The 16004-nt window shown below is 70.8% G+C and carries 7 protein-coding genes; all 7 read right to left on the minus strand.

The genetic code is table 11. The annotated features are described in order from the left end of the window. Positions 1-150: 150 nt before the first annotated feature. Positions 151-420 carry an HPr family phosphocarrier protein gene (locus tag ITJ57_RS15320; RefSeq protein ID WP_194670912.1) on the minus strand — a complete coding sequence of 90 codons (270 nt, stop codon included), beginning with the start codon at positions 418-420 and terminating at the stop codon, positions 151-153. A gap of 85 nt (positions 421-505) precedes the next feature. Further along, the gene (locus tag ITJ57_RS15325) at positions 506-2563 is read right to left on the minus strand and encodes a fructose-specific PTS transporter subunit EIIC (protein ID WP_194670913.1); all 2058 of its coding nucleotides are present in this window, start codon (positions 2561-2563) and stop codon (positions 506-508) included. 58 nt (positions 2564-2621) lie between these two features. After that, positions 2622-3647, minus strand: a complete 1026-nt coding sequence (locus ITJ57_RS15330; protein ID WP_194670914.1) for a 1-phosphofructokinase family hexose kinase — start codon at positions 3645-3647, stop codon at positions 2622-2624. Continuing rightward, positions 3644-4432 (minus strand): DeoR/GlpR family DNA-binding transcription regulator, encoded by a 789-nt coding sequence (locus ITJ57_RS15335; protein ID WP_194670915.1) that lies wholly within the window; start codon positions 4430-4432, stop codon positions 3644-3646. Before ITJ57_RS15335 ends, ITJ57_RS15330 begins: the two co-directional genes overlap by 4 nt. A gap of 284 nt (positions 4433-4716) precedes the next feature. After that, positions 4717-5760: an HTTM domain-containing protein gene (locus ITJ57_RS15340; protein WP_194670916.1), complete on the minus strand. Its 1044-nt coding sequence runs from the start codon at positions 5758-5760 to the stop codon at positions 4717-4719. Beyond that, a complete protein-coding gene (locus ITJ57_RS15345) occupies positions 5757-6614 on the minus strand; it encodes a DUF5819 family protein (protein WP_194670917.1) in 858 nt (285 codons plus the stop codon). The genes ITJ57_RS15340 and ITJ57_RS15345 overlap by 4 nt, the downstream gene beginning before the upstream one ends. 330 nt (positions 6615-6944) lie before the next feature. Next, positions 6945-15629 (minus strand): hypothetical protein, encoded by an 8685-nt coding sequence (locus tag ITJ57_RS15350; protein ID WP_194670918.1) that lies wholly within the window; start codon positions 15627-15629, stop codon positions 6945-6947. Positions 15630-16004 lie beyond the last annotated feature (375 nt).

Here is a 16004-nt window from a genome sequence, read left to right on the forward strand (position 1 = left end):
CTGAGCCTGTCGAGGGGCACCCGACGAACACCGCACTTCGACAGGCTCAGTGACCGGACCCTCCGGCCCCTGAGCCTGTCGAAGGGCAGCAACGACGGAACCCCGCCACCCGAGCTGACTCGGGTGGCGGGGTTCCGTCGTCGCAGGTGACTACTCGGCGTCGAGGTCCGTCTCGAGGAGGCCGGCAAGCTCAGCGAGCGCCTCGTCGGCATTCTCGCCCTCGGCACGGAGGGTGACGACGTCACCGTTCGTGGCACCGAGGCTCATGATCGTGAGGATGCTCGAGGCGTCGAGCGGCCCGGAGTCACCGAGCTCGATCGTGACGGGCACCGGCTGGCGCTTGACCGTCTCGATGAAGAGCTTGGCGGGGCGGGCGTGCAGCCCGACGCGGCTGGCGATGGTGGCTTGGCGTTCGGCCATGGTGATGCTCCTTCTCAGGTTCGATGTCGAGTGGATGGGCCTGACCAGTGGATCAGGTCCGGCTGTGGATCAGGCCCGGAGTGGGTCAGACGGTGGCCGGGCGGACGGTCGCCTGCTCGGTGCCGACGGCGGGGGTTGCGGTGTCCGCACCCTCCACCGGGCGGCGGCGGGCGAACCGCTTGAGCAGGACGACGGCGACCGCGGTGATGACGGTGCCGACGAGGACCGACACGGCGAACATCGCGAAGTTGCCGATCGCGAAGAACACGAACACGCCACCGTGCGGTGCCTGTGAGGTGACGCCCGTCGCCATGATGAGCGCACCGGTGGCGGCACCACCGAGGATCGATGCCGGGATGACGCGGAACAGGTCGGCGGCGGCGAACGGGATCGCACCCTCGCTGATGAACGCGGCACCGAGCAGCCAGGCGGCCTTGCCGTTCTCCCGCTCGACGGCGGTGAACGAACGACGGCTGAGGACGGTCGAGGCGAGTGCCATCGCGAGCGGCGGCACCATACCGGCGGCCATGACGGCGGCCATGATCTGCCACGGCGCCTGGTTGGCGAGCGTGCCCGCACCGAGACCAGCGACGGCGAAGGAGTACGCGACCTTGTTGACGGGGCCACCGAGGTCGAACGCCATCATCGTGCCGAGGATGACACCGAGGAGGATCGCGGAGACACCGGTGAGGCTGGACAGCCATGTGTTGAGGCCGCCCATGAGCGCGGCGATCGGGCCGCCGAGGACGAGGATCATCAGGCCGGAGGCGACGATCGAGCCGATCAGCGGGATGATCACGACCGGCATGAGTCCACGCAACCAGCGCGGCACGTTCAGACGACCGAGGCCGTAGGCGACACCACCGGCGAGCAGGCCGCCGACGAGACCGCCGAGGAAGCCGGCACTCATGAGGAGCGCGACGGCACCGGCGACGAACCCGGGCGCGATGCCCGGTCGGTCGGCGATCGCGTAGGCGATGTACCCGGCGAGGGCCGGGACGAGGAAGGCCATCGAGGCGTTGCCGATGGAGAACGCGACGGCTCCGAGGTAGGTGCCGAGGCCGCCCGCCGGGAGGTTCGCGAGGCTGTTCTCGACGATGATCTTGCCGGCGTTCTCGGTGATGTTGTATCCGCCGAGGAGGAAGCCGAGGGCGATGAGCAGACCGCCACCCGCGACGAACGGGATCATGTAGCTGACGCCCGTGAGGAGCCAACGCTTGATCGACTGACCGACGTTCGCGTCCTTCTTGTCGGACGTCGAGGCGGAGGCCTCGCCCGCCGCAGCAGCGACGCGCGGTGCGTTCGGGTTGGAGATGGCGGCGACCGCGTCGTTGATGAGCTGCTCGGGTGCGTCGATGCCGCGCTTGACCGGCGCCTTGATGACGGGCTTGCCGGCGAAGCGGGTGACGTCGCGGACGTCCACGTCGACGGCGAAGATGACCGCCTGCGCCTTCGCGACGACGTCGGCGGGCAGCGGGGTCGCGCCGGACGCGCCCTGCGTCTCGACGTGGAGTTCGACGCCGAGACGCTTGGCGGTCGCGGCGAGCGAATCGGCCGCCATGTAGGTGTGGGCGATGCCGGTGGCGCAGGACGTGACCGCGATGAGGACCGGGCGGTTCGCCTCGCCGGCGGACTCGACGGGAGCCGAGGCTGCGCGCTCCGCAGCGGGTGCCGCGGCGGCCTTCGGGGCGTCACCGAGAGCACCCTCGACGAGGGAGACGACGGCAGCGGCGTCGGGGGCCTCACGGAGCGAGGACACGAACTCGGGCTTGATGAGCGAGCGCGCGAGCTTCGACAGCAGCGCCAGGTGCGCCTGATCGGCGCCGTCGGGAGCGGCGATGAAGAAGAGGAGGTCGGCCGGGCCGTCGTCCGAGCCGAAGTCGACGAGCGGCGAGACACGTGCCATCGCCAGCGTCGGCTCGGTGACGGCGGCGGAACGGCAGTGCGGGATCGCGATGCCACCGGGGATACCGGTGTCGGTCTTGCTCTCACGAGCCCACGCGTCGGCGAACAACGCGTCGGTGTCGGTGGCGCGGCCGGCCCGGACGACGAGCTCGGCGAGGGCGCGGATGACGCCCGCGCGATCGGTGCCGAGGTCGGCGTCGAGGGCGACGAGGCCGGTGGTGATCAATGGGGTGGACATCTGGGTTCTCCTTCGAAACGGATGCTGCTGCTGCTTCGGTTGGTGCGTGGTCGGTGGATCAGGGACGCGAGAGGTGCAACGCCCGGTCACCGAGGTGGTCGAGGTGCGGAAGCGGGCCGACGTCGATGGCTCCGGCGTCGGTCTCGCTGAGCGCCGGGACGTCGCTGCCGGGAAGCGCCGCGGCTGCGGCTCCGTGGGCGACGGCCTGCGCGAGGCGGGCTGCAGGCGGGAGGCCTGCGGTGTGCGCGATCAGGTAGCCGGCGAGGGAGGAGTCCCCCGCGCCGACGGTGCTGCGCGCCACGATCTTCGGGGCCCGGGCGAACCAGGCGTGGTCGGCTTCGACGAGGACGGCGCCTCGCGAGCCGAGGGTGACGAGGACGGCGACGACGGGGCCGGGTGCCTCGGCCGAGCCGACGAGGGTCGCAGCGACGGCCGCGGCGAGCGCCGGGTCCGCCTCGATCTCCTCGCCGGACGCGGAGCCGGTGAGTTCAGCCAGTTCGGCACCGTTGGGCTTGATGAGGTCGACGCGCTCACCGGTGTCCGCGAAGGCGGCGAGGAGTGCCGCGAGCGGTGCGCCGGAGCTGTCGACGGCGACGAGCGGACGACCGTCGGCGGCGAGCGCCCGCGCGGCCCGCACGACCCTGGCGTAGAAGTCGGGTGCGAGGCCGGGCGGCAGTGAACCGGCGACGACCAGCCACTCGGCGCCGGCGGCGGCGCGGGCGGTCGCGTCGACGAGCCGGGTGGCGTCGTCCTCGGTGAGGAGCGGGCCCGGCTCGTTGATCTTCGTCGTCGTGCCGTCGGGCTCGGTCAGCGTGATGTTCCGGCGCACCGGCTGTCCGGTCGGGACGGCGAGGACGTCGATGCCCTGGTCGCGGAGCGATTCGACCATGGGGTCGCTCGACTCACCGGGGAGCACGGCGACGGTCGACAGCTCGGCGGCGGCGACGGCCCGGGAGACGTTGACGCCCTTGCCGCCCGGCTGCTCCCGACTGGCGAGCGCGCGGAGGACCTCGCCGCGCTCGACGACGCCCGGCAGTTCGACGGTGTGGTCGAGGGAGGGGTTGGCGGTCAGGGTGATGATCATGCGACGACCACCTCGACGCCGGCGCCCTCGAAGGCGGTGGCGAGCTCCGGCGAGACGGGCTCGTCGGTGATCACGGTGTCGATCTCGTCGAGGGCGGCGAAGCGGATGAGCGCCTCCTCGCCGAGCTTGGCGGCGTCGGCGAGGACGACGGCACGGCGGGAACCGCGGACGATCGCGGACTTCACGGCCCCTTCGCGCTCATCCGGCGTGCTCAGGCCGAAGTCGGCGCTCACGCCGTTCGCGCCGACGAAGGCGATGTCGGGACGGAAACGGCCGAGCTCGTCGACGGTGGTGCTGCCGACCGCGGCGCTCGTGATGCCGCGGACCCGACCACCGAGCAGGTGGAGCTCGACGTGGTCGCAGTGGTGGAGCGTCGCCGCGATCGGCACGGAGTTCGTGATGACGGTGAGCGTCTGGCCGGCGACGGCCGGCCTCCAGGTGACGAGGAGGTCGGCCAGGTGTGCCGTGGTCGTCCCGGCGTCGATGACGATCGAACCGCTGAAGGTGTCGGGGATGAGGCGGAGGGCGGCGCGGGCGATCGTCGCCTTCGCGTCGCGGCGCTGGTCCTGGCGTTCGGCGAGGCTGGCCTCGGCGACGGACGCGCGAGCTGCGGAGACGGCACCGCCGTGGACCCGGCGCAGGATGCCGGAGGACTCGAGCTGGTCGAGGTCGCGACGGATGGTCTCGGCGGTGACGCCCAGCTCCCGGGAGACGTCGGCGACGGAGACCCGTCCGCTCGTCTTCACCCGGCTGGTGATGTGCTCGTGCCGCTCCGTCGCGTACATGCGTCGTCCTTGACCTTCGTTTCCGGTGTTGCAGGCTTGCAGTGCGAAGAAAGTATCACACAAACACAGAGAAACACAGATCCGATTGGGCAGGTTCAGCGACCGATCAGGTGGCCCCGGTCCGCGAGTGCGCCGAAGGACGGCAACCAGCCCCGGTCCCTGAGCCTGTCGAAGGGCGGGTCAGCGCGGGCGCACCGGAACCGGACGACATGGGGCGGCGGTCGGCGCAACCGTAGCGCCGACCGCCTGTTCGTCTCGCACCCGAACGCGCGAGACGGCTGGAGTCACGACGGCGAAGCGGCCGTCGTCGTGACAGGTTGTTCCGCTGCCTCGCGCCCCTGGGAGGCAGGGCGGTCGGGCAGCAACTGACGGAGCACTCCCCCGGCGTGCGTCGCCCAGCGGCCGGCGGCCACCCAGGTGCGGTCGCGGACGAACAGCAGGTCGAGGGCGATCATCGCGAGCGAGAACGGCCACAGCCCGAGGAAGAGTCCGATGCCGAGGTGCATGAGGATCGTGAACCCGAGGGCGACGATGCGGGTCGGTCGCCACAGGACGAGGACCGGGAACAGCAGCTGCACCCAGACCGACAGGAAGGTCGCCACCCAGACGAACGGGGCGATCTGCCAGGCCAGGTCGCTGAGCGCCGGAAACGGCCGGAACACGTCGAGCACGAGCGAGTAGTAGAACGCCGTCCCCTCCCGCCACTCCGAGCCCATGAGCTTGTAGATGCCCGAGTTCACGTACACGAGCATGATCTGGTACCCGCAGAGCAGCACCGCGGTGTTGTTCGCCGCGTTCCCCAGCCACTCGGGGATAGCGAGACGCCCCCGCAGGATGGGTCGTGGTTCGCGTCCGCGCCGACGTGCGAGCCAGGCGTCGACCGACCAGTGCCGTGAGAGGTTCGCGAACACGAGGAAGAGGAGCGTGATGCGGAGGATCGTGTCGCCACCGTTGGTGAGCACGGTGCTGTTCGTCGCGAGCCCCACCCAGAACACGAGGAGGACGGGCGTGACGAAGCGGGTCTGCCACCCGATGAGGAACAGGACGCCCAGCACGAGCAACGCCCCGTAGGCGAGGTCGAAGAGGAAGGCGCTGTCCTTCGTGAAGACCACCTCGAACAGCGGGAACCAGGCGCGACGCCTGGCCTCCGGATCCACCCACCGGGACGCGACGCCCCACAGGTAGTGCCGGTCGGCGAGGCTCGTGAGGAGGAAGCTGACGATCGCGATCCCGTAGAGGATGCGGAGCGCGGAGAGGCTGTAGCCGGCGTGCTTGGCACCCGTGACCCATCCGGTGAAGCGGTCGAACCCGGTGCGGACGGCGTTCATCGTGCACCTCCGTAGCGGCTGATCACGTCGCGGTACACCGCGAGCGTCTCGGCGTCGATCACGTCGTCCACGTGCCGCCAGCCGAAGGTGACGGTGGTGGCGTCGAACTGCTGCTCATCGGAGAACCGGTTCTCGAAGTCGTTCGGGCGGGTGCGATCGATCCGCCATCTGACCCGTTCGACGTCCTCGTCGAAGTACGCCGTGGAGAACGCGGTCGCGTACTCCTTCAGCATGTAGTCGTAGCGGAGGAACCGGACGATGTCACCGCGCCCGGTGCTCGGCGTCCCGCCCACCGCCTCGAGGTCGGCGATGAGCGACTCGGCCGACTGGGCGCGGTAGCCGCCTCCGTCGGCGCGCTGGATGAAGGTGTCGCGGACGAGCTCCCGCTGCTCGGCGTCGAGCGCGAGGTAGCGGGCGTTGTAGGCGAGCATGGCGTTCCACGACGACTTCTGGATGCGCGACGGCTCGGCGTGACCGGGGACCGCCTGCTGCTCGAGCTTCGTGACGTTGACCCAGTCGGACTTGACCAGCGCGCCGTCGGCGTCGCGCCACTGCGCCTGCACCGAGAACGTGATGTTCGTCTTCATGATGCTCGGCGCGAACACGTTCCACTTCTGCGTGAAGTACGGCCCGGCTGCAGCGACCACCGCACCACGGACCGGCGTGGTGGGCGAGACGATGACGAGGGTGCCCGCGACGTACACGCCGACGAGCGCGAGCGAGACGGCCGCGGCGATGCGGGCGGCGCGCTTCGGGGGTGCCGGCGTCGCTCCCCCGGGGTGCCGTCGGGCGGGCCTGCCCTGCCCGTCGACCGGCTCAGCGGACAGTCGCTCGGGGTGGGGTTCCTCGAGCAAGCCCGGGCCCTCATGGTGTGCCGGCCCCTGCTCTTGTGCCGGTCCCTCAGCTTGTGCCGGTCTCTCAGCTTGTGCCGGTCCCTGCTCTTGTGCCGGTCCCTGCTCTTGTGCCGGTCCCTCAGCTTGTGCCGGTCTCTCAGCTTGTGCCGGTCCCTGCTCTTGTGCCGGTCCCTGAGCTTGTCGAAGGGCGGCGGATGGTCGTGTGATCGGAGTCACGGTTCCTCCTGGGTGATTGGTGATGAACCACGGCGGCTCCGGTTCGGCGAAACCATCCGTAGGAGAAGGAGCAGGCCGTGCCGACCCGAATGCGGCACGGCCTGCTCAGTGGGGTCACTCCATACGCGCCCGCCGCGTAGCCACGAAGACGCCTCCGAGGAGGAGCATCATGGTGCCGAGTCCACCGAGCCACAGGCCGTCGAAGCCGGTGCTCGGCAGACCGGGGCGTGACCCCGGTGCTGCGGCGACTGGCGCGGTGACCGTGAAGGCCGTGGCCTCGCGGTCGAGCGGCAGCTCACCGGTCTCGGATCCGGAGACCTCCACCCGGTGGGCACCCACCTCGAGCGACGAGGAGTCGACCGAGAAGGTGAGGGTGGCGTTTCCGAAGGCATCTGCGACGACGGGCGTCAGCGCGAACGGGGTGGAGAACACCGTGGCCGAGATGGTCTCACCGGGCTCGAAGCCAGTGACGTAGACCTCCTGGACCACACCCGTGTCGACGACGATCGTCGGGTACTTGACGGTCGCCTGACGCTCGTCGCCGGCGTCGGTGTCGCCGTCGGCGTCAGCCGCAGTGTCGGCGTCAGCTGCGGTGTCGGCGTCAGCTGCGGTGTCGGTCGCGGCATCGGCGTCGGTGTCAGCGGCGGCGTCCACATCGGCGGCAGCGTCGGTGTCAGCAGCGGCGTCCACATCAGCTGCGGCATCGGTGTCAGCAGCAACATCGACGGCGTCCGTGTCAGTAGCAGCATCAGTGTCAGCCGCAGCATCCACATCGACTGCGTCAGCGTCAGCGGCAGCGTCCACATCAGCGGCAGCATCCGCATCGGTAGCAGCAGCAGCGTCGGCGTCAGCAGCCGCATCCACATCAGCAGCAGCGTCCGTGTCAGCGGCGGCGTCTACATCAGCAGCAGCATCGGTGTCAGCAGCAGCGTCCACATCGGCAGCAGCATCGGTGTCAGCAGCGGCATCCACATCGGCGGCAGCGTCGGTGTCGGCGGCAGCGTCCGCATCGGCGGCAGCGTCCACATCAGCCGCAGCATCCACATCAGCAGCAGCGTCTACGTCGGCAGCAGCATCGGTGTCAGCAGCAGCGTCCACGTCCGCCGCAGCGTCGACATCGGCGGCAGCATCGGTGTCGGCGGCAGCGTCCGCATCGGCGGCAGCGTCCACGTCAGTAGCAGCGTCCACATCGGCCGTGGCGTCGACATCGGCGGCAGCATCGGTGTCAGCAGCAGCGTCCACATCAGCAGCGGCATCGACATCGGCGGCAGCATCGGTGTCGGCCGCAGCGTCCACGTCAGCAGCAGCGTCCACATCGGCCGCAGCATCCGTGTCAGCAGCAGCGTCCACATCAGCGGCAGCGTCGGCATCGACATCAGCGGCAGCATCCACATCAGCTGCGGCGTCCACGTCGGCCGCAGCGTCGGTGTCGGCCGCGGCATCCACATCAGCGGCAGCGTCTACGTCAGCGGCAGCGTCCGTGTCAGCGGCGGCGTCCACATCGGCAGCAGCATCCACGTCAGCAGCAGCGTCCACATCGGCAGCAGCGTCGGTGTCAGCAGCGGCATCCACGTCGGCAGCAGCGTCCACATCGGCAGCAGCGTCGGTGTCAGCAGCGGCATCCACGTCGGCTGCAGCGTCCACATCGGCAGCAGCATCCAGATCAGCGGCTGCGTCTACATCGGCTGCAGCATCGGTGTCAGCGGCAGCATCCACGTCAGCGGCAGCATCTACATCGGCTGCAGCGTCGGTGTCGGCGGCAGCGTCCACATCAGCAGCGGCGTCTACGTCAGCGGCAGCATCCACATCGGCAGCAGCGTCTACGTCAGCCGCGGCATCCACGTCGACGTCAGCAGCCGCGTCCACATCAGCCGCAGCATCGGTGTCAGCGTCCACGTCAGCGGCGCCGTCGGTGTCCACATCGACGTCCACGTCAGCCGCGGCGTCCACATCGACCGCCGCAGCGTCCGTGTCGACGTCGACCGCGCCGTCCTCGATCGTCACGTCAGCCTCGGCCGGCGTCTCGGAGACGTCGCCCTCGGCGGTGACCGTCACCGGGCCCGGCGTGAAGTCGTCCGGAATGGGCAGCTCGACGGCGAAGGAACCGTCCGCGTTCGTCACCACGGTGACCGGCGGTGCACCCGGGACGGAGACCGTGACGGTCTCGTTCCCGGCGAAGCCCGTCCCGTCGACCGTGACCGACTCACCCGGCAGCACCGAGGACGGGTCGACCGTGATCGCCGTGTCGTAGGCGAGGACCTCGATGGTCGTCGTCGCCGGCTCGTCCGATGCGACCCCGAGGGCCGTCACCGTGACGTCACCGAGGGCGTAGCCGGCGGGCACCGGCAGCGTGGCCGTGAAGCCCCCGCCGGCGTTCGTCACCTGCGTGACCACCGGAGCGCCCGGGATCGACACCGTCACCGACTCGTTGGCCGCGAAGCCCGAACCCGTGATGACCGTGGAGTTGCCCGCGATGAGCGCGGCGGGATCGGCGGTGATGACCGGCGTGAACACGATGGCCGTCACGGTGACGGTCGCCGTGGCGGGCGTCTGCGACACCGCACCCTCGGCCGTCACGACCAGCGGACCAGCGGTGGTTCCCGCCGGGACGGTGATGCCGACCGAGAACTCACCGGCACCGTTCGTCGTCGCGGGGACCGCGGTACCACCGGGCACCGTGACCGTGACCGACTCGTTGGCCGCGAAGCCGCTGCCGGTGATGAGCGTCGCCCCGCCGGCCGTGACCGTGCCGGGGTTCGCGACGATCGCAGTGGCGTACGCCTCCACGGTGAGCTCGGCGTCGGCGGGCGTCGCCGAGGTCTCACCGACGGCGATCACCGTGACCGAGCCGGCAGGCGTTCCGGCCGGCACCGGCAGGGTGGCCGTGAAGCCGCCCGCACCGTTCGCCGTCACCACGACGGGGTCGCCGCCGGGGATCGAGACGCTGACCGACTCGCCCGGCAGGAAACCGGAACCGGTGACCGTCGTGCTCTCGCCCGGGTTCAGCGTGTCCGGCGTCAGCGTGATCGCCGTGTCGTAGACCGTGGCCGCGACCGTGACCGTGGTGGTCGCCTCCGTCGCGGACACGACACCGAGCGCGGTGACCGTGACCGGGCCGGTCGCGAAGCCCTGCGGCACCGCGAACGAGGTGGTGATCTCACCGTCGGCATTCGAGGTGACCGTCGCCGGGGCGAGCCCCGGGAAGGTGACCGTGACGCTCTCGGTGGGCGCGAAGCCCGAACCGGTGATGACCGTGGACGTCCCACCGGCGACCGTGGCCGGATCGGCGTCGATCGTCGGCGCGTAGACGACGTCGACCGTGAGGTTCGTCGTGGCCGGGGTGTCTGACGTCGCACCGAGTGCGGTCACGACGACCGCGCCCTCGGCGTAGTCGGCCGGCACGGGCAGCGACACCGAGATGGTGCCGGTGCCGGAGGCCTGCGTGGTGACGGGGTCGGCACCCGGGATGGAGACGGTGACGTCCTCGCCCGGCGCGAAGCCGGTTCCGGTGATCAGCGTGCTCGAGCCGGCGACGACCGTGGCCGGGTCGGCCGAGATCGCCGTGACGTAGACCGTGGACTCGACCGTGAGGGTGGCCGTGGCCGGGGTGGCCGAGACCACACCCGTCGCCGTGACCGTCACGTCACCGATCGGGAAGTCCGCGGGGAGCGCGATGCTCACCGAGATCTCACCGTCCGCGTTCGCCGTGGTCGGGAACGGGTCGACGATGCCCGGGACCGTGACGCTCACGCTCTCGTTCGCGGCGAACCCGGTGCCGGAGACGGTGGTGCTCCCACCGGGGGCGACCGTCGCCGGGTCGAGCTCGATCGCCGTCTCGTAGGCGAGCACGGTGACGGTGGTCGTGGCGTCGGTCGCGGAGAGCACGCCGGTCGCGGTGACGACCAGGTCGCCGGCGGCCGTGCCCGAGGGGATCGGCAGCGCGACGGTGAAGCCACCGGTGCCGTTCGTCGTCGTGACGACCGGGGTACCGCCCGGGATCGACACGGAGACCGACTCGTTCGGCGCGAAGCCGGTGCCGGTGATCGTGGTCGAGGTGCCCGGGAGCAGCGACGTGGGGGCCGCGGTGATCGCGGTCTCGTACGCCTCCACGGTGACGTCGGCGTCGGCCGGCGTGTTCGAGGTCTCACCGGTCGCGGTGATCGTGATCGGCCCAGCCGGGGTGCCGGCCGGGATGGTGACCTCCTGCGTGAAGTCGCCGTCGCCGTCCGTCGTGACCGTGACGGGGTCGCCGCCGGGGATCGTGATCGTGACGGTCTCGTTCGGTGCGAAGCCGGTACCCGTGACGGTGGTGGTGCCGCCGGGGTTGGCGGTCGTCGGGTCGACGGTGATCGCCGTGTCGTAGACGACGGCCTCGACCACCACGGAGGTCTGCGCCGGGGTGAGCGAGAGCGCGCCCGTGGCCGTGAAGACCACGGTGGCCGGCACGAATCCGGCCGGGAACGCGACGACCTGGCTGATCTCACCGAGCCCGTTCGCGGTGGTGACGACGTCGTCGAAGCCGGGGGCCGAGATGGTCACCGATTCGTTCGCGACGTAGCCGGTCCCCGAGAGGATCGTCGAGTCGCCGGGGTTCAGCGTGGACGGGGTCGCCGTGAGCGTGGTGTCGAACGCCTGGACCGTGACCGTCGCGGTGGCCGGCGTGTTCGAGACGGCTCCGACCGCGGTGACGACGACGGGTCCGGCCGGCGTACCGGGGAGGATCGGCAGGATCGCGGTGATGCCGCCGTCGGGGCCGGCCTCGACCACGACGGGCGTGCCGCCGGGGACCGAGACGGTGACCGACTCGCCGGGCAGGAAGCCCGTACCGGTGACGGTGGTGCTGCCGCCGGGCAGGAGCGCGTCCGGGTCCGCGGTGATCGCCGTGTCGTAGACCGTGGCGGTGACGTCGACCGTGGTCGTCGCCTCGGTTGCCGAGACGACGCCGAGCGCGGTGACCGTCACGGGACCGACCGCGAAGTCCTGCGGGACGGCGATGGTGGTCGTGATCTCACCGTCGGCGTTCGACGTGACCGTGACCGGGTCGAGCCCCGGGAAGGTGACGGTGACGCTCTCGGACGGGGCGAACCCGGTGCCCGAGATCACCGTGCTCGTGCCGCCGGGCACGGTGGCCGGGTCGGCGGTGATCGCCGGGGTGTAGACGACGTCGACCGCGATGTTCGTGGTGGCGGGGGTCTCGGAGACCTCACCGAGCGCGGTCACGACGACCGCTCCCTCGGCGTAGTCCTCGGGGATCGGGAGGAGGACCGAGATGGTGCCGGTCCCCGTCGCCTGCGTGGTGACCGCTGGCGCGCCCGGGATCGTGACGGTGACCGTCTCGTCCGGTTCGAAGCCGGTACCGGTGACGAGCGTGCTCTCACCCGCGACGACCGTCGTCGGGTCGGCGGTGATCGCCGTGACGTAGGTGGTCGCCTGGACCGTGAGGTCCGCGGTGGCCGGCGTGGCCGAGACCTCGCCCGTCGCCGTGACCGTCACGTCGCCGAGCGGGAAGTCGCCGGGCAGGGTGACGCTGACGGAGATCTCACCGTCGCCGTTCGCGGTGGTGGTCACGGGGGTGGTGAGGCCGGGGATGGTGACGGTGACCGTCTCTTGCGGCACGAAGCCGGAGCCGGTGACGACGGTGCTGCCACCGGGTGCGACGGTCGCCGGGTCGAGCGCGATCGCGGTGTCGTAGGCCTCGACGGTGAGGTCCGTCGTGGCCGGGACACCGGAGACGGCACCGGTGGCGGTGACCGTCAGCGTGCCTGCCGGGGTGCCGGACGGGATCGGGAGGACCGCGGTGAACCCGCCGTCGCCGTCAGCCGTCACGACCACCGGTGTGCCGCCCGGGTAGGAGACGGAGACCGACTCGTCCGCCGCGAAGCCGGTACCGGTGATCGTGGTGGCGTTCCCGGGGAGCAGCGTCGCCGGGTCGGCGGTGATGGCCGTGTCGTAGGGCAGGACCTCGAGGTCGGCGGTCGCCGGCGTGGCCGAGGTCTCGCCGGTCGCGGTGACGACGAGCGTTCCGGCCGGGGTGCCCGCGGGGATGGGGAGCTCGATGGTGAACTCGCCGTCGGCGTCGGCCTCGACGGTCACCGGGGTGCCGCCCGGGTACCCGACGGTGACGGTCTCGCCGGGCAGGAAGCCGGAGCCGGTGACGGTCGTCGACGTGCCAGGGATGAGCGAGGTCGGGTCGAGGGTGATGTCGGTGTCGTAGATCGTCTCGGTGACGGTGACGACGGTGGTCGCCTCGGTCGCGGACACGGCGCCGAGTGCGGTGACCGTGACGTCGCCGACCGCGAAGCCCTGCGGAACCGCGATGGGGGTGCCGATCGCGCCGAGCGCCGTCGCCGTGACGGTGACCGGGTCGAGGCCGGGGAACGTCACGACGACGTCCTCACCGGGGGCGAAGCCCGCACCGTTGATGATCGTGGTCGTCCCACCGGCGATGGTGTCGGGGACGGCGACGATCGACGTGTCGTAGGCGACCGCGAGGTTCGTCGTGGCCGGGGTGTCTGAGGTCGCACCGACCGCGGTGACGACGATCGAGCCGGTCGGGTAGTCCGCGGGGACGGTGAGCTCGACCTCGATGTCGCCGTCGGCGGTGGCCGTGGTGGTCACCGGGTCGGCGTCGGGGATGGTGACGGTGACCGTCTCGCCAGCGGCGAAGCCCGAACCGGTGACGGTCGTCGTGCCGCCAGCGAGGACACTCGCCGGGTCGACGGTGATCTCGGTGACGTACTGCGTGGCCTCCACGGTGACCGTCGTGGTCGCCGGGCTGGCCGAGGAGGCGCCGGTCGCCGTGACCGTCACGGGTCCGAGCGGGAAGGCCGCCGGGAACGTGAGGCTCGTCGAGATCGTGCCCGTGGGCGTGGCGGTGGTGACGACGGGGTCGGCGATGCCGGGCACGGTGATCGACACCGACTCGCCGGCCAGGAAGCCGGTACCGGTGATCGTCGTGCTGCCGCCGGGGGCGACCGTCGCCGGGTCCGCGGTGATCGCCGTGACGAACGGTGCGACGACGAGGTCGGTGGTGGCCGGGGTGGCGGAGGTCTCCCCCGTGGCGGTGAACGTGACCGTCGCCGGGGTGAAGCCGACCGGGATCGCGACCGGCTGGCTGATCTCGCCGGTGGCGCTCGCCGTCGTGACGACCGGGTCGAAGCCCGGCGCGGTGAGCGTGACCTGCTCGTTCGCTGCGAAGCCGGAACCGGTGATGACCGTGGATTGCCCCGGGTTGACGGTGGCCGGCGTCGCCGTGATGGACGTGTCGAAGACGACGAGCGTGCCGCGCACCGAGGACGACGCGAGGTTGACGGTGGCGAGCGAGATCGCCGGGACGAGGGAGACCTGCACGGCGCGGACCGTCGACGATCCAGCCCCGAGGTCACCGGTCGCCGGTTGCACGTTCGCGGTGACGTCTGCGACGAGGCGCACGATGTTGAGGATCGGGCCGACGACGTTCGTGGCCAGACCGCCGGTGATGGTGTTCAGGCCCGTGTTCACCGTGCCGAGCCCGGTGAACGCGGTCGCGACGGTGTTCTTCACGAGGTTCAGGACGAGGTTGACGACACCATCGAGGGTGAGCCCGAGGGTGGCGAGGATCGGGTTGAGCACGTTCGGCAGGAGGCCGGCCGACGTGAACGCGGCGGTGCCGTTCTGGACGGCGCCGAGCGTCGAGTCCAACGAGAGCGAGATGACCGGCACCTGCGTGACGACCACATTGGTCGTGACATTGCCGGTGACCTGGATGCGCGTGTTGTCCACGAGCGTCTGCAGGCCGGCGGACACGGCGGTGATCTGCGCGGTGACGGCCGAGGTGATCGCGGCGGCGATGGCAGCCCCGATCGGCCCCGACAGCAGCGAGGTGTTCGGCGGGAGGTCGTTGAGGTCCGGCAGCGTGGGGTCGTTCGCGAGCAGCGTCGCGAGGTCGACGGTGACGGCGCCCGTGAGCAGGTTGACGGAGACGCCGGTCGCTGCGGTCTGCGACGCCTGCGTGGTGAGGATCGTGTTCACCGCGGTCGCGAGGTTCGGCGGGGTGACGGTCGCCGTGGCGCTCACGCGGAGGACGCCGATGAGGTTCGCATTCAGCGCCGTGTTGAGCGCCGTCGTCAGGCCGTTGAGCGTGGTCTGCAGTGGCGGGAGCAGCCCCGTCACCTGCGTGCCGACGTTCTGCACGAGCGGGCTGGTGAAGTTGAGGGTCGCACCGGAGATCTGGTAGTCGGGGACGGCCGTGGCGCCGCCCGTCTGCGAGATCGTCGAGGCGAGGGCGCCCAGGCTGAGCGAGAGATCACTGAGGACACCACCGGTGGGCGTGCCGACCCGGCCGAGCAGACCGGTCAGGTTCAGGTCGGCGTCCGCGGGCGGAGCGTCGGGCCCGCCGATGGAGACGCCGCCCTGGTCGGTGACCGCGCCGGAACCGGCGTACGCGTCACCGTTGGTTGCTGCCGCACCGTACTGGGCGACCGCGCCGAGCTCGATGACGCCGTTGGTGCCGAACAGTTGCAGCGAGCTGCCGAGGTCGACGCCGAGCGTGTTGAGCACCTCCGCGGACAGCGGGTTGGCGGCGACCGGGTAGACACCGCTGGGGTTCTCCGCCCGGGCTCCGGCGACCGCCGCGAGGGCGTCGAGGTTGATCCCGGCCGCCTGCCCACCGAGGAACCGGCCGAAGCCGTCGGAGACGTCCGAAGGGGCCGCGGTGGCCGCCGTCGTCGACCCCATGGCGATGACCGTGCCGACCACGGCCATGGCCGCGACCTTCCACGCACGGCCTCTGCCGAGGATGCTTCGTTGCTGTTCCCCCACGGTGGAACCCTTTCTTCGGTGCACGGGCGGACCCGTGACTGGCGTCAATCCCGGCCAATCTAGAGCCGCGGACACCTGTCCCCCACCGGGGGGACAGCAACCCCGGTAGTGCAGGGATCGAAACCGGTATTTCCCCCCGCAACGACGCCGATCGCGGCCGATTCGGCCAGGGGTACGAGATAACCCCCATGTGGGGTACGTAGTTTCTACTGAGAACCCACAGCTAGGTCACCTGGAGCGCTCAGCGAGTACGGATAATGGGGGCAGTCCGACGGAGGATTCGCAGCATCCCTAGTGGTGCGGATCCCCGTCGGGTGCTGACGGAGCTTGAGGGGGCTGCGATGGATGGACTGTTGGCAACGGCACGACCGCATG

Origin of the sequence: Plantibacter sp. VKM Ac-2880 (assembly GCF_015351235.1) — a bacterium.
Classification (GTDB): Bacteria; Actinomycetota; Actinomycetes; order Actinomycetales; family Microbacteriaceae; genus Plantibacter.